This is a genomic window from Methylophilus medardicus (assembly GCF_006363955.1).
Taxonomy (GTDB): Bacteria; Pseudomonadota; Gammaproteobacteria; order Burkholderiales; family Methylophilaceae; genus Methylophilus; species Methylophilus medardensis.
On sequence record NZ_CP040948.1, the window covers coordinates 1,712,784 to 1,733,691 of the forward strand.

Here is a 20,908-nt window from a genome sequence, read left to right on the forward strand (position 1 = left end):
GTGGGCCTGTTAGCCCCAGTTTAGTTTATTGCGCAACATATCAAAATAGCAGTAATCTTGCGGATGCACCAGTTGGATTTCTTGCTGGGCGCGCTCAATACGCACATGATCTCCCACCGCCAGTGGGTAAAGGCCTTGGCCGTCATAACTGATCTGAGCATCTGCCGCATGCACCACGATCACCTCAATCACGCTGCCGGCGGGCACCGTAATCGGCCGATAGCTCAGCGTATGCGGGCTGATAGGAACAATCGAAATCGCGTCCAGATCTGGGTGCATGATTGGCCCCCCGGCCGACAATGCATAAGCAGTGGTGCCGGTTGGCGTGGTTAAAATCAGGCCATCCGATCGTTGGCGTGACACAAACTGGCCGTCGACATGCACTTCTAATTCGATCAAGCGAAATGCACTCTTAATCACCACATCATTCAGGGCAAAGGTCTGCTCAATGGGTTTGCCTGCGCGCGTCACCACTGATTGCAGCAACATACGGGATTCCAACTGATATTCACCCTGAAGGATTTTATCAATTTCAACCAGCATCTGATCGGTACGCAAGTCGGTCAAAAAACCCAAACGACCACGATTAATACCGATCAAGGGCACACCGGTATGCCGCAAAGCACGCCCTACACTCAACATGGTGCCATCGCCACCCATCACAATGACCAAATCGACCTTGCTACCGATGTCGTTGAGACTGGCCAGCTGAAAACCTTCATGGCTAATAAACTGCGCTGTTTGATCTTCAACAAAAACCTGCAACCCTTGCGACAATAGATGACGTGCCAAATGCGTGAGATCGCTTTGCATTTGTTGCAAAGCAATAGCGTCCATGTATTTTCCAACAATGGCGACGGAACGAAATGTAGATTGCATGGGCGCATTAAAGCATAGAAGCCTTGAACTGAAAAGCGCAAGGGGCTGTTATCATAGCGTCAAATGATGCAAAATTTCACAGACAGCAATCAGGTGGTTAAAAGTGGATAAACGCGCGCAAATTTTGCTCAAAACCTTGGTGGAACATTACATCAGCGAGGGCCAGCCGATCGGCTCACGCACCCTGCTACAACATTCAGGCTTAGACGTCAGTCCGGCAACGATTCGCAATGTGATGAGCGACCTCGAACAATTGGGATTTATCACCAGCCCGCACACTTCTGCGGGGAGGGTGCCCACCAAAAAAGGCTATCGCCTGTTTGTCGACTCTCTGATGACGGTACAACCACTCGACCAACGCGCCATGACGCAATTAAAAAGCGGCTTAAGCTCCCACAACCCACAAGCCTTGATTAACAGTGCGGCAGATATGTTGTCGCAGCTGACTCAGTTTGCCGGTTTGGTGATGATTCCCAAGCGGACGCGTAACGTATTGAAACATCTCGAATTTTTACATCTCAACGATAAGAAAATTCTAGTGATTCTGGTGACCGAGGATGGACAAGTACAAAATCGCATTTTACTCACAGATAAAGCTTTCACTGCCAGCGAACTGACGGCTGCCAGCAATTATTTCAACAGCCATTGCCAGGGCTTGTCGCTCGAAGAGGTGCAAACCAAGCTCAAGCAGGAGTTGCAGCAAATGCAGGCGGACATCAACCGCCTCATGTCGGCCGCGCTTGATGCGGCCAGCCAGCCTGAATCTTCAGAGCAAGAGACGGTGGTGATTGCCGGTGAGCGCAATCTATTGCAAGTCGATGAGCTTTCAACCAACGTCGGCAGCCTGCGTAAACTGTTTGAGATTTTTGAGCGTCGCACTGCGCTCATGCAACTGCTAGACCACAGTCAGCGCGCAGAAGGCGTACAAATTTTTATTGGCGGCGAAAGTGGCTATCTGCCATTGGACGAATGTAGTCTGGTGACCTCGCCCTACGAGGTGGATGGGCAAGTGGTCGGCACCTTGGGGGTGATTGGCCCGACGCGCATGGCTTACGAACGCATTATCCCCATCGTCGATATCACTGCTAAACTCCTGTCCAACGCGCTCTCTAACCAATAGCCTCTCTAGTACGTTACTCCCAACTCAGTGGGCTGACTTTAGCCTCATCGCCTCGGACGATACAGACGCTGAGAAAGCTTTGTCAGAGTTGTCTGACAACACAATCAGCCCTGATTGACTGTTAAGATTAGCGCCATGCCTTCAATATAACCTTACATCTAATTGTTGAGGGGTTAACATGAAACAAACGACACACACAACGCTGTACAAATCTTTGGCTTGGTCATTACTCTTGGCTTTCAGTTTAAATCTGACGGCCTGTGGCTCGATGAGCACGCGTGGAAAAAGTACCGCGCTCGGCGCTGGGATTGGTGCCGTTGGTGGCGCAGTATTAACAGGTGGTAGCGCCATAGGCACGGTCGGTGGTGCAGCCGTCGGTGGCGTGATCGGCAACCAGATTAATAAAAAATAGCGCTCAACTGCCTTTGTCACCGAACAACCGCTGATCCTGTTTAGCGGTTGTCGCACTTTTTTCTCTGGCAGGCGTCATAACAGGCTTTAATCGCTTAAAATGCCCGCATGACCTATTATCAGCCAGAACCTGCATACACCCACGGCAGCCAATCAAAAGTGGGGATTCTGTTAGCTAATCTGGGCACGCCTGAGGCGCCGACCGCCAAAGCGTTGCGACCTTACTTGCAGCAATTTCTGATGGACAGGCGCGTCGTTGAGATTCCTCGCTTTATTTGGTGTTGGATTTTGCACTGCATCATCTTGGTGATTCGCCCGAAAAAATCGGCTGAAAAATACGCCAGCGTGTGGACGGCCGAGGGCTCGCCACTCATGGTGTTTGCGCAACAGCAAAAATCCTTACTACAACAAACGCTGGCGAAACATATTGCCAGCCCATTCGCGGTTGAATTGGGCATGACCTACGGCAACCCCAGCATGAAAAGCGCCATTGAGTCACTCAAAGCACAAGGATGTGACCGTATTCTGGTGTTTCCGCTTTATCCGCAATACGCGGCGAGCAGCACGGCTGCTGCGTTAGATGCGGTGTGGCGCGTATTATTAAAAATGCGCAATGTGCCTGCCATCCGCACCATCAAGCATTACCACGACGATCCACTGTACATTCAAGCACTTGCAAGCCACATCAAAGCATATTGGCAGCAACATGGCCAGCCGGAAAAATTAGTCATGAGCTTTCATGGCGTGCCTAAATTTCACCTGCTGAAAGGCGACCACTACCATTGTGAATGCCATAAAACTGGCCGTTTACTGGCGGAGGCTTTAGGCTTAAGCAAAGAACAATACCAAGTGGCCTTTCAATCCCGCTTTGGCCGCCAAGAGTGGCTGCAGCCCTACCTAGCGAACATCTTAGATGCTTTAGGCAAACAGCAACTCAAACGCATAGATGTGGTTTGCCCCGGCTTTAGCAGTGACTGCCTAGAAACACTGGAAGAAATTGCAATGGAAGGCAAACATTTATTCCAATCCGTGGGCGGTGGGGAGTATCACTATATTCCAGCCCTTAATAGCGAGGCGGTTTGGATTGAGGCCATGGCTGGTATTGCGTTGGCGCAGCTGCAAGGCTGGGTCAGTCGCGAGTTTGATGCCGTCCACGCCGAGACTGAGGCAGAAGCTTCTAAAGCTCGCGCGCTGGCCATGGGTGCTGAGAAATAGTCATTCACAACCGGTGGCGGGCTTGTTAACCGCCACCTGCGCACTTCGAGTGCTAGACCAGCCTGATTACGCGTTATAATTGCGTTTTAACGTTTTAATCAGCGCGCTATGATCATTATTACCGGTGGTGCAGGCATGATAGGTTCTATCATGGCTTGGCATTTAAACAACAAACTGGGTCGGCAAGACCTGGTGATCGTTGACCGCATCACGCATGAAAGCCAATGGCAAAACCTGGTGCATCGCCACTATGCTGAATATCTGGACAAAGACCAATTATTCGACTTTTTAGAAGACAATGACGACATCACTGCGGTGATCCACATGGGGGCGATCAGCGCCACCACTGAGCGTGATTTCAATAAGCTGGTCGCCGATAACATGCACTACTCGCAGGATTTGTGGTCCTGGTGTGCCGAGTATGAAGTCCCGTTCTTTTACGCCAGCTCTGCGGCCACATATGGTGGTGGCGAGCATGGGTATGACGATGCCAGCATTGCCCAACTGCGGCCACTCAACGGTTACGGCTATTCAAAACACTTTTTTGATCAATGGGTGTTACAGCAAGTTGCCCAAAAACAAGTGACGCCCCCGGCCTGGGCAGGTTTCAAGTTTTTTAATGTTTATGGGCCTAATGAGTACCATAAAGAGCGTATGGCCAGCGTGGCCTATCACACCTTTAACCAGTTTAGCGAAACCGGCACCATGCGCTTATTCAAGGGCACCAAGGCAGGTGTCGAAGACGGCATGCAATTGCGTGACTTTGTGTATGTCAAAGATGTGGCAGATGTCATGGGCTTTTTTCTTGAAGCAGCGCTCAAAAACAAACCAGTTGCCAGTGCAATTTATAATATTGGGACTGGCCAAGCCCGCAGTTTCAAAGATCTTGCGACCAGCGTCATGACCAGTATGGCGCGAGAGCCGAATATCACCTACATCGATATGCCGCAAGACTTACAAGGCAAATATCAATACTTTACCCAAGCAGAAATGCAGAAATTGCGTCAAGCTGGCTATAAAAAACCTTTCACTACATTGGAAGAAGGCGTGAAAGATTACGTGCAGAACTACTTGCTGCAAGATGATCCTTACGCGTAACTCCGCAAAGATTGTGAGCGATATGAACCATATTGAATACCTCAAAGGCGAACATGCAGCGCACGTCGCGATGTTTCAGGCGTTGACACCGCTGTTTGCACAGATCGGTGAAGTCGGCAACCTGCTACGCGACTGTATTCAGCGCGGCGGCAAGATTCTGCTTTGCGGCAATGGGGGCAGTGCGGCAGACAGCCAGCATATTGCAGCAGAAATCGTTGGCCGTTTTAAAAAAGAGCGCAAAGGCCTGCCCTCTATCGCACTCACAACGGATACGTCTATTCTGACATCGGTAGGCAATGACTACGGCTACGACTATATTTTTGCGCGTCAAGTAGAGGCGTTGTGCCGTCCTGAAGATGTACTCATCGGGCTCACCACCAGTGGCAATAGTGCCAATGTGGTCCGTGCCATCGAAACGGCTAATGAGATTGGCGCGACGACCATCGGCCTCACCGGCGGTAGCGGTGGCAAAATGAATACCTTGTGCACGCATAATATCGTGGTGCCTTCCGGCGTGACTGCCCGCATTCAAGAGGCGCATATTTTTATCGGTCACTGCCTGTGTGAAATTCTGGAATCCTAATGACTGGCACTTTACTGAATAGTCAGCTGGCCGCCGTGGTGGCCCATTTTGGTGAGCAAAAAAAACACGTACTGGTGATTGGCGACGTCATGCTGGACCGTTACCTAATGGGAGAAGTGAATCGCATTTCTCCAGAGGCGCCAGTGCCGGTCGTGCTTATTAAATCCGAGCAACAGCGCGCAGGCGGTGCTGCCAACGTTGCCGCAAACCTAGCCTTGCTTGGCATCCAAACACGCATGATCGGTTTAATCGGTCACGACCACGAGGGTCAGCGACTAACCGCAGCCATGTCGGAGTATGGCATTGATATCGATGCCATGATTACCACCCCGACCCGACCGACCATCGCTAAAACGCGCATTCTGGGCGGACATCAACAAATGCTGCGGCTGGATCAGGAAGTCACCAGCACGCTCTCTGCCGATGAAATCCGCGAGGTCATGCAGGCCATCACTTCTGCTCTGCAACAACAACCGGCACTGGTAATCTTATCTGACTACGCTAAAGGCCTACTAACAGAACAAGTGTGTCAATCCGTCATCCATTATGGTCGGGAGCACCACATCCCGGTGCTAGTTGATCCCAAAGGGCGTAACTATGACAAGTATCGTGGTGCAACCGCGCTCACGCCCAACAAAAAAGAAACGGCCGAAGCCTGTGATACACACACTGCGGATGCCACACTCATCGACAAAGCCAGTGCACTGAAAACCGGGCTTGCCTTAGACTTTTTGGCCGTGACACGCGGAGAAGAAGGCATCACACTGATTACTGACAATACCGAGCATCTCGGCGCGACCGCCAAGCAGGTGTTCGATGTATCAGGCGCTGGGGATACTGTCATCGCGACCCTAGCGGCGGGCTTGATCCATGGCCTCAGCCCTCTCGACAGTTTGTCTCTCGCCAATATTGCTGCGGGCGTCGTGGTGGGCAAAGTGGGCACGGTTCCCATCACCAAAGCCGATTTGATGGATGCGATTGCCAGCGCGCAAGGTAGCCAACAAGCGCATAAAATCAGCGACCTGCCTGCCTTAATGCAAAAAGTCGCCAGTTGGAAACAGCAAGGTCAAAAAATTGTGTTCACAAACGGTTGCTTTGATTTGTTGCACGCCGGGCATGTCAGTTATCTCGAAGGCGCCAAACAGCGCGGTGATAAATTGATTTTAGGCTTAAACACCGACCGTTCAGTGTCTGCCCTCAAAGGCCCCACCCGACCGGTGGTCAACGAGCAGGACCGCGCGCGCGTATTGGCTGCATTAGAGTCGATTGACGCAGTGATTTTGTTTGACGAGGATACGCCGCTGGCCCTGATTCAAGCCATTCAACCCAATGTGATTGCTAAAGGCAGTGACTACAGCGCTGAGCAGGTCGTCGGCGGCAAAGAGGTGTTGTCTTGGGGAGGCGAAATTGCCTTGATCGACCTGGTGGAAGGTCGTAGTACGACAAATCTAATCAAAAAAATGCACGCATGAGCAAAATACTGGTGATGGGCCCGTCATGGGTTGGCGACATGGTGTTGGCACAAAGTCTGTTCAAACAGCTTAAAATTGTACAGCCGCAATGCCAAATTACCGTGGCAGCACCCGCTTGGACTTTACCCCTGCTCGCGCGGATGCCGGAGGTATCGCACGCGATCGCCCTGCCATTTAAACATGGGGAGTTAGCACTGCGTGCACGCTTTAAATTTGGCCGCGCATTGGCAAACGAAGGCTTTACCCAAGCCATTTTACTCACCAATAGTCTTAAATCGGCGATACTGCCATGGGCCGCAAAAATACCGGTCCGCACTGGCTTTAAAGGTGAAATGCGCTACGGGTTGGTCAACGACATGCGCCCGCTTAATAAAACGGTACTAAAAAAAACCGTCGAACGTTTTGTCACACTAGGCCTACCCAAACAAGCGATACTGCCCAGCTCATTACCGCAACCTGCATTAATCACAGATCCCGCTCAAGCGCATCGTTTATTGACAACCTTTAATATAGCGCATTCGGCGCAGCCCATATTGGGGCTATGTCCGGGCGCTGAATATGGCGAAGCCAAACGCTGGCCGGCAGAATATTATGCCGAAGTTGCCAATGCTGCCCTACAGCAAGGCTGGCAAGTTTGGCTGTTTGGCTCCGAGAAGGACAAACCGGTCACCGCCAGCATCCAGGACAACACGCAACACCAATGCTTAGATCTTGCAGGCAATACCAAACTTGGCGAGGCGATTGATTTAATGTCGCTCTGTCACACCGTGATCAGCAACGACTCTGGCCTCATGCATGTCGCAGCAGCGCTCGATAAAAAGTTGATTGCCATTTATGGCTCCTCAGATCCCAAACATACGCCGCCCATGCATCCGCAGGCGGTCATCCAATACCTTGGGCTCGAATGCAGCCCTTGCTTTGAGCGGGTGTGTCCTTTGGGCCATTTGAATTGTATGAAACAATTGCTGCCGATAGAAATAAAGCTGCATCTCTCAAAATGATCTGCTGAGATCGCTTTCTGATGATTTCAGAGTGAATATCGACAAAAGTGAATCATTAATTTTTCAACCTAACAACTTTAGGTTAAATAGGGGCTTAAGAGGACTGAATGTTAGTCTCGCAATATGCTTTGAAGGCCGCAATATCATGACTGCAAAGCAACGGTATAACTCGTTTTACCTCATCTTCAGACCATGACCACCATTTTACCGTGAGCAACCATTGTATGGTTGCCTCATCAAAGCGAGTCTTAATGACTTTTGCAGGATTACCTGCAACCACTGCGTAAGGTGGTACATCTTTAGTAACGACCGCACTATTAGCAACAACAGCGCCATCCCCTATCGTTACACCGGACAAAATGACTGCATTAGCACATATCCAGACATCGTTACCGATAAGAACATCTCCCTTGGTCAGGTAAGTATCTTGAATGCCATTCGCTTCAGAAAAATATGATGAGAAAGGGTAACTAGTCACCCAGTCCGTTCTATGTATTCCACCCAGGTAAATCTTGACATTATTGGCTATCGAGCAATAATCGCCGATCGATAGATTGGCAGCAGGATGCGGATTTTTTACAGATGGCGTGCCATATGTATGTGGACCAATCTGATAACGAGGATAAAGCCTTTTAAATCTCTGTTGCGACCGATAGGGTTTATTCAGAAGCTTTTTGACTTTTCTATTTTCGCGATAAGCAGATAACAGTTCCTTAAACCACATATCTCGTTAGCTCCCTATTTTTTTGAACACATACACTCGCTTTTTTTTCTTAAAGCCATCAAAAACCTTATCTAATTCATAACCATCAAGATGTGTCATTAAATAGTCATACTTATCCTTGCTATCTGCCAAATCAGGCATACTAATCACAATAAAACGATATTCCCTAAAGCGACCATCTTCTATGCGATTGTGAATGTAAGCCCACTCATCATAAATTCGACCATCATAGGGTGCATGCGCATAAAAACGCAATCTTGCGTTATTGTAGAGAACCTTTTCATCGGTTTTGAGAGATCTCGTCACATAATTAGCGGCATCAATCTCATAATAATATTCATCGTTTTTAAACTTGGTGCCACTAAGTAGCCCCCATCCAACAATGACGACTACCAAACCAGTAAGCAATCTCGATTTAAAAGTTTGTTTAGATTTCAAAAATTGTGCAATTGGCAAACTCGCCATCACAATCATCGCAAACCCGGACAATCCAACATATCTTGTAGACAGTAAATTGACTTTTAGTGCAATCAAACTACCAACCAACCAAGTGAGCAAAAACAAATACACCAAAACAATAGTAACCAAAGGATTAAATTTCCTGTAGCTATTTTTAGGACTCATCATCACAACTAACAAGGGTGCATATCCACCGACAGTCAAAGATTTAATACTGACAATTGCGAAAATAGACAGCAAATAAGTGAACCATGCATACTCCTTGAAAGGCTCACCGATCACAGACTCCCCCATGATGCGAGCCCTATCTGAAAGTTGATGTGTAAAGTTACTTTTGATGTCGTCGAAACCACTTAGGACCTCATTTAATCTTCCAAGTGAATCTGTACTTGTTTGAGTGATAGCAATTGCTAAATAAATACAGATGACACAACCTAGCACTAGGGAGTACGGCGCCAATTTCTTTTGCCAGGTATTGATAGCGTCTGATTTGAATAAGAAACCAATGAGGGGCATGCAGAGTAAATATATCGCCCCTTCAATTCGGAATAACATAGCAACACCACCCAGCAACTGCCAAAAGAGTGCATGTTTGAATTTTCCGACCAAAAAATAACGGATGAGCTGGGTAATGGCATTAAGCATAAACGCCCAATAGCCCATATCTCTAATGGCCATCGGCAAGATATCACCTACGATATATTTAGCGCCAATCAACAAGAAAAATGCACACAATTGAGTTTCTCTACTCCCACCGGCGAGTTTAACTAAACCAAAAGTAGCCTTTATTATCAGCATAAAAAATATAACATTTAACAGATTGGCTACATATTGAATGCTTAACCCTGTGATGGAATGAAACAATGCAATCAATGCAGGATAGAACCCCCAGCTAAAACCCTCTACAGCGTAAGCAGACTGCCAATCGCCCATCGAGATGTGTCTAGCCATTTCAAAATATAAAATGGAGTCAATATTGATCCATCCATGCTGGATATAAATGATCCATGCAGCAAGCATCAAGGCTGTTGCATAAGGCCATGCTTGCAGACATTTTTTTCTGTCTTTGAAAAAAGAAAGATACATTTTTACTCGCTAAAATGAGTGGTTACTGGTTGCTAATCAATAGCCAATAATTAAAATTAAAAATTTTTTGATTATACAAGAGCCGAAGTAGAGTTCTGATCAGAGAGAGACTGCGCTACTCTCTGCAGGCTAGCGTTTGATCATTGGCGCAAGCATCTCAGCGGTCACTGTAATTGTAGCCGTTGCACGCGCATCATCATCTATGCGCTGATTAGATGGACCTAAACATGCATTCAATATTGCATTAATGGCAAGCTTCATGCTCGCTCGTACCCGTTGCCTCAATGCTATACGTTGCACATCGGTTACATGATAGTGCTTACTGAAAAACAAATACTGCCCCTGCCGTTTGCGCATCCATTTCGCTAAGCTGATGGCAAGTTTTTCGCTAGCGCCACCCACATGATGAACGGCTAAAGTTTCGTCAAATCCGACTGCGCCTAAATCAGCTCGAATACGCCAACATATGTCAGCATCCTCACCATACATAAAGTAATCACTGTCAAAACCACCAATACGCAAGTAATCATCACGACGCATCATCATGCATGCGCCCAACACCCAGGCAACGTTTCCTGCCAATATTGAAAAGTCAGTTTTTTTGCACAGTTTTTGTGCAGGATAGCTGTAGCGCGGGTACACCAATTTACCTTTTTCAGACTCTACTAATAATGGCGCGAGCATCGCCTCCCCGCCGGCCTGAAAACGGTCTATATAACGTCTCAGCAGCGTCTCACTCTGCAGATAAGTATCAGGATTAAGTATCAGCAATAATTCAGCAGTCGCATGACTGGCTGCTAGATTATTGGCCCGGCCAAAACCTAAGTTTTTGTCACTGAAAAGACATTTAACATGGCGATCAGACAGATTCTGTAGCTCATTCTGCTCGTTTTTATCAACAGAATTATCAACAATGATTACCTCAAGAGTCACGCTCTGTTGAGCCGCCAAAGATTGAAGGCAACGCTTCAATTCTGGCACTGTATGATAATTAACGATGAGTATAGAAACTTCAGGCTGCAAAATCACGCTCCATTCGTAATCACATAGCGACGCCAGCTTGCGATTTGCGCTGGAACTTTTTATCTAGCTGTTTGGCGCGGTGAGCGACCATTTGCAAGAATGAATGTTGTTTCAATACCTGCCTCAATGGCATCTGAAAGTAGACCTTAAGAAATCGTAGTACATCCCGCCTAGTCAGGCCAATGTGCAGCGCAGAAAAATACAGCCCTGCCAGATCTTTCAATCGCCTACGCATAGGTAGCTGATTGTAAATTTCAACGCGATGCAAGTCCATTAAGTGTAAGCGCAGATCCTGTGTATGCAGTGAACTGCTTTGCAATGCGAAATGGCAGAGATAAAAATCACGATGCCACATGCCATTGGCATGAAAGCGATAGGCAAGCTCCGCGACTTTTAAAATGAGCTTTCGCTTGAAAGTTGGCGACGGTTGACGTATCGGCCAAGATGCACACAAAGTTTCCAGTGTGACGATGTCGCCCAAGTCACGTGTCACCACAAAGGACTGTCTATGGGCAGGATTTGAGCCACGTTCGCCATAAGCCAGCAAAGGCGTCGTGGCAATGCCAATTTCGTTTAACTTATTGATGGCTTGCCATTCATTGCGAGCGCCTAATATGGGCCATTTGAGGCTTAATAGGTTTTTGAGAATTTCAGCCCAGCCTACGCCGTAATGTTTTTTGATAAAAATAGACTGACCATCCAGCATGAGCTGATGGGTCTGTCGATCTTTTACTGACCGAAATATCTTACCTTGCAAGGCCATCCATTCATCAAAATGAGTCAGCTTGGGCCTAAAGTCCGCCTCAAGATGCACAAATGAAGGTGATTGGGAGCATAAGTTAATCATGTAAAGTTACCGTCGATGGGTGATAGTAATTGCATAAAAATGTCTAAAGCGCTCAATTAATAGCCACCCTTACCATTCTTTCATGAAAGCCATACACGACAAACTTCAAGAACGACGAATGTAATAAAGTCATATTATTTTGTCTTGGTTCAGACGCCGACGCCGCATTGCCCTCATAAACCCTCCATCCTTATAATATTACGGTGGTCTTCAGGCATAACAAATGGGCGCATTTCTCTCAATGCACTCACTACTTTCCGCTTCAAGGTCATCCAGTTTTTAATGATATCCAGCCAACCTGAGACTTGATGGTATTTGATAAGATAATTGTGTTGCTCGAACATCACCTTGACGATTTGTCTGGGCGACACTTCGAGAAACTCCTGCCCCTTAATCCGCATCAAACAACAAAAGAATACTAAGGTGGTCAATAAAGCCGCCGCGACACCCTCGGCAAAGAAGCCCGAGGTGATCCACAACATATGCAGAAAAGTGAGTAACAGAAATAGCCGAAAATTGGCGTGGATAGAAGGGTTCATCAGTGCAGGCAATCAGGTTGAAGCGAAAAGGTATGGGCGCAATTCAAGATGATGACACACAGTGACTTGGTGTTTCTTACAATAAGCTTTCCAGTCAGCCATATCTGTCCAGTCGGCGACAAAAATGAAATCAAGCCCTGCGCCGGTGGAAGCTTGATGATCAAAACGGCTGTCGCCAATAAACAACGCTGGAAAAGCAATGGTACCGTCCGCAATCATGGTTGCCAAATGCGCATTCTTCTTGGTGGGGCCACCATAGATGCCCAATTCAAACAAATTATCTAGGCCACGGCGCGGAAGAATCTGCCGCAGTTCGGCCTGATCTCCCCCAGACATCAGCATCCACTTGGCTTGCGCTGTTTCGCGCTTTAAATCCATCAACGCCGGCGCCACCTCGCACTGCATTAAAGTCTCATCGAGAATGACGGTAAACGTATCCATAAACGCCTGAAACAAGTCAGGCGTGAGCGGCTGTTTAATAATTTCAGTGATGTAATAGCGGATTTTGTCGTTACGCGGGATACTGCCTAATTTAAGGTGGTAATCGACAAAGGCTTGCGCCTGTGCGTCAGTGCCACCCATCTGTTTAGCGGTATTGTAATAGGCATCGACCTTGGTCTGATTACTATTCAAAACAACCCCATCGCAATCAAGCACAATGGTTTTGTAGGGCGAAAGGTCTGGGCGCTGGGACATAGGCTTAATAAAAAAGGCTTGTATGACTACAAGCCTTCATTATAGACGATTTGATGCAGCGAATTGCTTATTTAGCCGCTACAATCGCTGACGCCTCTTTGGCTAACTTGGTGATGTGCGCCCAATCTTTATTGGCCACTGCATCCGCTGGCGTTAACCATGTGCCACCACACACCACCACGTTTGGCAAAGCCAAAAACTGCGGTGCGCTTTCAACACTCACGCCACCTGTTGGGCAGAACTTTACATCCGCAAACGGACCAGCAAAGCCTTTCAATAAATTGATTCCACCTACGGCAACGGCTGGAAACAGTTTCAAAAAGTAGTAATCATCCGCATTGGCCATCATGATTTCTGAACCAGTAGACACCCCTGGCAACAAGGGCAAACCAATTTCGCGTGCATAACGACCCAATTCGCTGGTATAGCCAGGGCTCACTGCAAATTGGCAACCCACGTCTTTAGACGCTTTGGCATCTTTCAAATTGCGCACTGTGCCAGAACCCAAAATCGCGTCTGGCACGTGTTTGGCGATTTGTTCCATTGCTTGCAATGCCACTGGAGAACGTAAGGTGACTTCTAGCACTTTGACGCCGCCCTCAAGGAGTGCTTCCGCCATTGGCACAGCATCCTCCACTTTGTTGATAACAATCACCGGAATGACGGGACCGTGTTTAGCTAATTCTAATGTACTCATGTGATGAATATTGACCTAAATAAATAAAAAATTGTTTTTTAGTGCCGATTTAGCAGTGCAGCGTTTTCAATTGTTCGCTGAACAAACTGCGAGGCAATTTACAACCAAGTCACTGCACCCTCTTCGGCTGATAATACGTTGCGGCGCATGCCACCAAACAACTCACGGCCCAAACCATGGGAGTTTTGATGACGCTTCGCATCGCTCAGTGCTTCGGCTTCACGCTCCGCCCAGGTATCTTCGTCCACCAAGACATTCAACTGCCCAACGGTGCCGTTGAGACGAATGATATCGCCATTGCGAATTTTCGAAATCGCACCGCCCGCGCTGGCTTCAGGGCTTAAATGAATGGCGGCAGGAATTTTGCCAGAAGCGCCACTCATACGGCCATCGGTAACGATGGCCACGCGGAACCCTTTGTTTTGCAGCACGGCAAGCGGCGGCGTGAGTTTGTGCAACTCAGGCATACCGTTGGCTTTTGGCCCTTGGAAACGAACCACGGCAATGAAGTCTCTTTCGAGTTCACCGCGATCAAACGCCGCCAGTAACTCTTCTTGCGCATCAAACACAATGGCCGGCGCTTCAATGATATGGCGGTCCTCAGGCACTGCAGAAATCTTAATCACGCTGCGGCCAAGGTTGCCTTTTAACAAACGCAAACCACCCGACTCATTGAACGGATGCGCTGCAGTGCGCACAATCGTCTCATCACCGCTCTCGGCAGGATAATCGGACCAGATCAGTTGATCGTCTTTTTTCTCAGGCTTTTTACCATAATCACGCATGCCACCACCACTGACAGTGAAGACATCTGGATACATATAACCACCTTCAATGAGTTCGCGGATCACAAAACCCGGGCCACCCGCCTCTTGAAACTCGTTGACATCGGCTTTACCGTTTGGATAAACACTCGCCAACAACGGGGTGGATTTGGCCAGATAATGGAAATCCGTCCAGTCGATCACAATACCGGCTGCCCGCGCAACCGCGACCCAATGAATCAGGTGATTGGTCGAGCCGCCAGTGGCCAGCAAGGCCACCATCGCGTTGACAATCACGTGTTCGTCCACCAGACGGCCAATCGGCACAAACTTATCTTTTCTGGCGTTTTGCAGCACCAGACGCACCGCCTCGCGGGTTAAATCTTCACGCATACCATCATGCGGATGGATAAAGGCAGCCCCAGGCACATGCAGGCCCATCGCTTCGAGCAACATCTGATTACTATTGGCCGTGCCATAGAATGTACAAGTGCCTGCCCCGTGATAAGCAGCTGACTCACTCGCCAGCAATTCTTCACGATCACACAGCCCTTGCGCATATTTCTCGCGGACTTTTGACTTAGAGGTGTTATCAATACCGGTGCTCATCGGCCCTGCTGGCACGAACACACAAGGCAAATGACCAAAATGGAGTGCACCGATCAACAGGCCAGGCACAATTTTGTCACAAACGCCCAGCAACAAAGCGGCATCAAACACGTCATGCGACAATGCCACCGCGGTACTCATGGCAATGGTATCGCGACTGAACAGACTCAATTCCATGCCTGGCTCACCCTGCGTAATGCCATCGCACATCGCGGGTACGCCGCCGGCCACCTGCACGGTAGCGCCATGCTTGCGCGCTTCATCACGAATAATATCGGGATAATTCACGTAAGGCTGATGCGCAGACAACATTTCGTTGTAAGCGGTGACAATACCGACGTGGGTGGGCTTTTCAGCGTAAATTTTGAACTTGTCATTTTGCGGCATGGCAGCAAAAGCGTGTGCCACGTTGGCACAGCCCAAGCGATCCGGGCCCTTTTCACGGTTCAGGTAATCATCAATACGTTGCAAATACGCCTTGCGGGTCGGACGGCTACGCTCGATGATACGTTCGGTTACTTCAATGTGAGATTGTTTCATTGACTATCGCTCAACTGTGTTTTAACTACCTGATGAACTATCCTGAAGAACTGCTTTGAACTTGCTATTTAGTCACAGTTTAGGGTCGTAATATATAAGAATCCAAACAGGCTCCCTGACATGGATTATCGCCAAACTGGTGCAAGACGTCAAACTGAATTACCTGTTTAAGTCATTTTTAACAATAATTCAATGACTTAAATCAAGTCATACCGTTTAACGCCACCCGTTTTGAAGCAATTATATTTAAGCGGCGACTGGCTTGGTGACCAAAATATCCTCAAGCATCAGATACTCCAGATCACACCCAAAAAACATGTTTAACGCATCGGTTGGGCTGCAAATCATCGGCTCGCCTCGGCGATTGAGTGAGGTATTCAACACCACGCCATTGCCACGTAATTGCTCAAGGTGCTCAATCAAGGCGTAATAGCGTGGATTCGTCGCTTTGGTCACCACCTGCGCGCGCGCCGTGCCATCCTCATGCACCACTTCGGGAATACGGGCTTTCCAAGCCGGATTCACATCAAAAGTGAACGTCATGTAAGGCGCAGGATGATCGGTTTGCAAAATATCAGCCGCAACCCGGTCGAGCATGCTTGGGCAAAATGGCCGCCAGCGCTCGCGGTATTTGATTTGCGCATTGATGCGATCGGCCACACCCGGAAAACTCGGATCCCCCAAAATACTGCGACAGCCCAATGAGCGCGGACCAAACTCCATCCGCCCTTGAAACCATGCCAGCGGATGACCCGCAGCCAGCAGTTCAGCAGCCTTACGCGGACCGTCTTCGACCCGCGTAAACACCGGTTTGGCTGGATGTGCTTCGCATGCAGCGATACACGCCTCGTTGCTGTAAGCCGGGCCAAGATAGGCATGTTGCATAGGCTGAATGGTTTCACCTGCCAAATAAGCCGCGTAAGTCGCTGCACCCAGGCTGGTGCCGTTATCGCCAGAAGCCGGTTGTACGAAGAGTTCTTTCACATGCGGCAACGCAATAATGCGTTGATTGAGTTTTACATTCAGCGCAACACCACCGGCCATGGCTATTTTGCCCGTCTCGCGAATAATATCGCCCAAATAATACTCAATCATTTGCAGCGCGAGGTCTTCGAGCAGCTTTTGCACGCTGGCTGCATAATGGATGTAGGGATCATCAATCTCGTCACCCTCGCGCTTGGGGCCCAACCATTCAATGAGTTTGGGCGTGAAGTAATAGCCTTTTCCCTGCGCTTTGTAGCGACGTAAACCGACCACGTTCACATACTCGGTGTTGATGATCAACTCGCCATTTTCAAACTTTGCCAGACGGCTTAAATCGTATTTGTTTGGATCGCCGTAAGGCGCCATGCCCATGACTTTAAATTCGCCATCGAGCATTTCAAAACCTAAAAATTCTGTGATCGCGCCATACAAGCCGCCCAAAGAGTCTGGGTCATAGAATTCTTTTATTTTGTGAATCTTGCCGTGCTCACCATAACCAAAAAATGTGGTGGCATATTCGCCTTTGCCGTCAATACCGACAATGGCTGTTTTTTCTTTAAATCCGCTCAAGTGATATGCGCTGGAGGCGTGCGCAAGATGGTGCTCAACAGGCACGTAGCTGGCCTTATTCAGACCCAGATCTTCCATCAACTTTAAAGATTTGTCACGGTTGCGGCGGAAACGTCGGTTCCCGTTAAAAATGGCATCCAACGCCCGGTCAGGCGCATACCAGTAGCGCTTGGCATAGTGCCAGCGTGCCGCAGAGGTCAGCGGAATCTCTCCATAAGGAAAAGCCACAATATCGACCTGGTCCGGCGTGATGCCTGCCTGCGCAAGACAGAATTTGGCTGCCTCGTATGGCCAGTGATTTTTAGCGTGCTTGTCACGAATAAAACGTTCTTCTTCGGCAGCAGCAACAATCTTGCCATCTACCAGAATGGCAGCAGAGGCATCATGCCCCAAGGCACCGGATAAACCTAAAACAATCATGCAGAAACTCGCGAAATGATTAAATGGAAATGCCCGCCAGTTTGAGTGGCGTATGGTCCTGATAAATCAGGCTAAACGACTTTACCAGCGCATTATACAGGGAAGTATCCGCTTTCCAATTTTGTAGCAGCCGGCGAATGTCTTTCGCATGCGCACGCACGGCCATTTGCGAGCGGCGATGTTGCTGCATACTGTCCAGATCAATTACCATAATCTGCCCCTGATCGGTGACTTGCAGATTGCTGGCTTTGAGATCGCCGTGCGACAGTTTGAGCAGATACCACTGATAACACAGTGTCACCAGTTGATGGATGGCCTGATCGCGCAAGCTGCCGTCGGTGCATTGCGCAAAAAACGTCAGCGCGTCGGGCCAGGGGCTAAAAGCAGACACGAAATAGGCTCGCCCACGCATGCCCCCATAGCGCTGTTCAAACATTAACAATGGCGAGGGAGTCAGCATGCCGTAATATTGCAGACGATGTGCATTGCGCCAAGACGCAGCGGCCCGACTTGGGCGCCAAGCACGGCTCAGGGCATGCAACCAATGCTTGATGTTGTAGCGTTTGATCACCACGGACTGGTCTTGAAACTGCGTATGTGTCACGGTGCTGGTATTGCCAGCTTTGAGGATGGTGCCCACATGCATCGCCACTTCGAGCGCAGGCACATCGGTCACATGAAGCCCGCCCGCAGTGCTAATCGCCTGGGCACTATGGCTGGTTTGCTGCCAAGTGACATCACTGCAGGTCCGAAATATTTTGTGAGAGACATAGCGCGCAACCTCTTGCACTTTCATCTGTTTGGCCCACGTTAACAAGGTCGTGGCGGCCAGTGTGGCCGGCCAGCCACGCGCTTGCTCGTAAGTGACGAGCAGTGACGCTACCCAAGCATGCTGATCTAGCACGTTTATTTTTGAAATCAGTTCGGCCAGTTGTCGATAGGCCTGTCGTTTATGCAACGTTTTGCGCTGAATACCATCGCCATCAATTGACCACACTTGATCATCCGCCAGCAGAAAGTTCTTCAGGTGCAGATCGGTCTGAATCAAGCCAGCGGCATGTTGTGCCGCCAATGCTACCACTAATTGTTTGAGTAAATGCAGCCGAGCAGCAGGCGCTAAAGTGCGATAACCGCTCCCTGCATCAAGGGCCGAGTCAATGGCAGCATAAATCAACACACAAGCGCGCTGATTCTCAGTTTGGCCTTGCCAAAGTAAAGCCGGCGTTGCGATGTTCGCTTGCGCCAGCCATCCGGCGCCTTGCGCATCCCGTGCGGCGTATTTTTGCGCTTGCTCGCCCAAAAATACTTTGGCAAAGACGGCCTGACCTGCCCATTGCGCGCGAAAAACCCAGCGCCGATGCGGCAAGACCCGCACTGCGGTAAGTGCAGTCAGGGGCGAATGCCCTGCCAGCGCAATGCTCTCAGAAGCTGCATCGACCACTTCACAATCGGCCAATGCGAATACTGTCGGTGACACTACCGACATTAACGGGACTTCCACCAATGCTTGAGCCGTTGCCACCCGCTTGTTTGCGCAGAGAACAACTTCTTCGCACGCTTATCGCGTTTTTTCATCATTTTTTTAACTTCTGCTTGGGTGGCTGCATCATCTTGTGGCCTAGCAACATACAAGGTATGCCGCGAATCCCCCTGCGCATTGGGGATTGGCAATGCTTGGTAATAATACAGCGCGATAGAGCGACGCGTCATGCCATCCGGGGTGGTCAATGGGTCGGGATGACCATGAAAACTGTCCGCATCAGTGTTAAAAATGACACAGCGGTTAAATAATGGGGCGACAGATTGCTGTCGGGCTTGCATGTTTCTATCCCATAACTCCAGATGGCCGCCATATTCGGCTTGCCAGTCCTGATTCAAGTACACCAGCATATTGACCCGGCGATATAACTGCAAAGCTTCATTCACTTGAAAATCAGCATGAATGCCCAATAGACCTCCAGCGGAGGTTTCATGCAGGCCGCCGCCAGCAAAATAGGGGTCGGGTAGCAAGCCTTTCATCCCAGTCAACGCTTCAATAAACTGCAACATGGGCGCAGAATTAAATAAGGCAAACGCCGCGCGTAAGGTTTCATCGCAGTCATACGGCGATATCTGGCGTTTGTGGGTGCCGCCATAGCCCTTTTCATAAACTTTATCATGCACTTTCGGGTCCTGCGGAAAGTGATCCAACAATAATTGTGTAAAAGCGCTGGGAAAAATATCGTCAATGACAATGTGTGGAAAAGGCTGCGCCTCGGCGTAATCCGCCGATAACAAACTCCCAATATCCTTCGCCTGTTGCGCATCTAGAGAGAAGCCGTTTTCAATAGAGATCGGTAACACGCCGTCTGACATCGTCATTTAGTGGATTCCTGCTGTGACTGTAATTGTTTGAGCATGGCTTGTTTGCGCTGCAAACGCCGGTTTTGCGCAGTATAACCGCTGACCAGCCCTACCGTGCCCGCCTCTACGTGATCCAGATAGCGAAACAACTTGGCTGGCGACATCCGCTCAATCACATAGCCTTGCGCCGAGAGTTTATCTTGCAATACATAACCGGGAATTTGCTGCTCCATGTAAAAGCGGTAGCCCATTTTTTTCATCAAGCCCACATTCCACAAGGCAAAAAAACTTTTAATATAGGGCTCAATATAGGGTCTAGCCTGCCTTGCGGGTAGACCAAGCGATTGTTTCAGCCGCCGACTGTGATACTTGAAAAAACCAGTAAACGCGCGCCAGAACAGCCGCGCATGTCCGCGGTTGAGCTGATGCAAACAACCAATGGCCGCAATGTCGGGCCTGCGTTGCATACGTTCCAAACACGCAATGAAAATTTGGGCATCATAGATGAACGTATCGGTATGCATCAAAAACAAATATTCTGTTTGCGTAGCAGCCAGAATCAAGTCGAGGCCCTCACCATGTGCCGCAAAGCCCTGCTCTTTGCCCGGTGAGGGCCGTTCGATCAAATGAATCCAGTCAAGACTGCGCAAATAATCGGTACTGTCATCCGCCGAATCATTGTCCACCACCCAGATCTCCACTTGGCTGGCATCCAGCGCGCCGCTATCGAGATGGCTCTTGAGAAAATTTAGGGTAGTTCTGGTCAACTCCAAGGTTTTGTAGTTGACCATAGCAATACTGAATTTAGGGTGCAGAGGTTGCATGAGA

At 49.0% G+C, this 20,908-nt stretch carries 20 protein-coding genes; 7 read left to right on the plus strand and 13 right to left on the minus strand.

The genetic code is table 11. The features are described from left to right. Positions 1-9: 9 nt before the first annotated feature. Complete coding sequence (locus FIT99_RS08195; protein ID WP_140003839.1) at positions 10-879, minus strand: NAD(+) kinase; 870 nt, start codon at positions 877-879, stop codon at positions 10-12. A 103-nt stretch (positions 880-982) separates the two neighbouring features. Here FIT99_RS08195 and hrcA point away from each other — a divergent pair, with 103 nt between their 5' ends. The 7 genes from hrcA to waaF all read left to right on the plus strand — a co-directional run bounded on the left by hrcA (position 983) and on the right by waaF (position 7,779). Further along, a complete protein-coding gene (gene hrcA, locus FIT99_RS08200) occupies positions 983-1,999 on the plus strand; it encodes a heat-inducible transcriptional repressor HrcA (protein ID WP_140003840.1) in 1,017 nt (338 codons plus the stop codon). A gap of 178 nt (positions 2,000-2,177) precedes the next feature. Beyond that, a complete protein-coding gene (locus FIT99_RS08205; protein WP_140003841.1) occupies positions 2,178-2,411 on the plus strand; it encodes a glycine zipper 2TM domain-containing protein in 234 nt (77 codons plus the stop codon). A gap of 107 nt (positions 2,412-2,518) precedes the next feature. Continuing rightward, positions 2,519-3,625, plus strand: coding sequence for a ferrochelatase (hemH, locus tag FIT99_RS08210; protein WP_140003842.1), 1,107 nt, complete (start codon positions 2,519-2,521; stop codon positions 3,623-3,625). Positions 3,626-3,733: 108 nt separating this feature from the next. After that, complete coding sequence (rfaD, locus tag FIT99_RS08215; RefSeq protein WP_140003843.1) at positions 3,734-4,723, plus strand: ADP-glyceromanno-heptose 6-epimerase; 990 nt, start codon at positions 3,734-3,736, stop codon at positions 4,721-4,723. 22 nt (positions 4,724-4,745) lie between these two features. Continuing rightward, positions 4,746-5,306: a D-sedoheptulose-7-phosphate isomerase gene (locus FIT99_RS08220; RefSeq protein ID WP_140003844.1), complete on the plus strand. Its 561-nt coding sequence runs from the start codon at positions 4,746-4,748 to the stop codon at positions 5,304-5,306. Continuing rightward, complete coding sequence (gene hldE / locus FIT99_RS08225; protein WP_140003845.1) at positions 5,306-6,778, plus strand: bifunctional D-glycero-beta-D-manno-heptose-7-phosphate kinase/D-glycero-beta-D-manno-heptose 1-phosphate adenylyltransferase HldE; 1,473 nt, start codon at positions 5,306-5,308, stop codon at positions 6,776-6,778. The genes FIT99_RS08220 and hldE overlap by 1 nt, the downstream gene beginning before the upstream one ends. Further along, the gene (gene waaF, locus FIT99_RS08230) at positions 6,775-7,779 is read left to right on the plus strand and encodes a lipopolysaccharide heptosyltransferase II (RefSeq protein WP_140003846.1); all 1,005 of its coding nucleotides are present in this window, start codon (positions 6,775-6,777) and stop codon (positions 7,777-7,779) included. Before hldE ends, waaF begins: the two co-directional genes overlap by 4 nt. Before the next feature lie 94 nt (positions 7,780-7,873). Here waaF and FIT99_RS12580 read toward each other — a convergent pair whose 3' ends face one another. The 12 genes from FIT99_RS12580 to FIT99_RS08290 form a co-directional block, all read right to left on the minus strand. After that, a complete protein-coding gene (locus tag FIT99_RS12580) occupies positions 7,874-8,503 on the minus strand; it encodes a CatB-related O-acetyltransferase (protein ID WP_140003847.1) in 630 nt (209 codons plus the stop codon). A gap of 6 nt (positions 8,504-8,509) precedes the next feature. Continuing rightward, positions 8,510-10,048, minus strand: coding sequence for a hypothetical protein (locus tag FIT99_RS08240; RefSeq protein WP_140003848.1), 1,539 nt, complete (start codon positions 10,046-10,048; stop codon positions 8,510-8,512). A gap of 129 nt (positions 10,049-10,177) precedes the next feature. Continuing rightward, positions 10,178-11,077: a glycosyltransferase family 2 protein gene (locus FIT99_RS08245; protein ID WP_140003849.1), complete on the minus strand. Its 900-nt coding sequence runs from the start codon at positions 11,075-11,077 to the stop codon at positions 10,178-10,180. A gap of 13 nt (positions 11,078-11,090) precedes the next feature. Further along, positions 11,091-11,918 (minus strand): lipopolysaccharide core heptose(I) kinase RfaP, encoded by an 828-nt coding sequence (rfaP, locus tag FIT99_RS08250; protein ID WP_140003850.1) that lies wholly within the window; start codon positions 11,916-11,918, stop codon positions 11,091-11,093. Between the two features lie 173 nt (positions 11,919-12,091). Further along, positions 12,092-12,457, minus strand: a complete 366-nt coding sequence (locus FIT99_RS08255; RefSeq protein ID WP_140003851.1) for a protein kinase family protein — start codon at positions 12,455-12,457, stop codon at positions 12,092-12,094. Positions 12,458-12,469: 12 nt separating this feature from the next. Then, positions 12,470-13,153, minus strand: coding sequence for an HAD family hydrolase (locus FIT99_RS08260; protein ID WP_140003852.1), 684 nt, complete (start codon positions 13,151-13,153; stop codon positions 12,470-12,472). A gap of 67 nt (positions 13,154-13,220) precedes the next feature. After that, the gene (eda, locus tag FIT99_RS08265; RefSeq protein WP_140003853.1) at positions 13,221-13,850 is read right to left on the minus strand and encodes a bifunctional 4-hydroxy-2-oxoglutarate aldolase/2-dehydro-3-deoxy-phosphogluconate aldolase; all 630 of its coding nucleotides are present in this window, start codon (positions 13,848-13,850) and stop codon (positions 13,221-13,223) included. A gap of 98 nt (positions 13,851-13,948) precedes the next feature. Continuing rightward, entirely contained in the window at positions 13,949-15,763 is a 1,815-nt protein-coding gene (gene edd / locus FIT99_RS08270; RefSeq protein ID WP_140003854.1) for a phosphogluconate dehydratase, read from the minus strand. 246 nt (positions 15,764-16,009) lie between these two features. Next, positions 16,010-17,737 carry a carbamoyltransferase family protein gene (locus FIT99_RS08275; protein ID WP_140003855.1) on the minus strand — a complete coding sequence of 576 codons (1,728 nt, stop codon included), beginning with the start codon at positions 17,735-17,737 and terminating at the stop codon, positions 16,010-16,012. A 19-nt stretch (positions 17,738-17,756) separates the two neighbouring features. Then, entirely contained in the window at positions 17,757-19,223 is a 1,467-nt protein-coding gene (locus FIT99_RS08280; RefSeq protein ID WP_140003856.1) for a lipopolysaccharide kinase InaA family protein, read from the minus strand. Further along, complete coding sequence (locus FIT99_RS08285; RefSeq protein WP_140003857.1) at positions 19,223-20,098, minus strand: 2OG-Fe(II) oxygenase; 876 nt, start codon at positions 20,096-20,098, stop codon at positions 19,223-19,225. The genes FIT99_RS08280 and FIT99_RS08285 overlap by 1 nt, the downstream gene beginning before the upstream one ends. Further along, positions 20,095-20,904 (minus strand): glycosyltransferase, encoded by an 810-nt coding sequence (locus tag FIT99_RS08290; RefSeq protein ID WP_140003858.1) that lies wholly within the window; start codon positions 20,902-20,904, stop codon positions 20,095-20,097. The genes FIT99_RS08285 and FIT99_RS08290 overlap by 4 nt, the downstream gene beginning before the upstream one ends. Between the last annotated feature and the right edge of the window lie 4 nt (positions 20,905-20,908).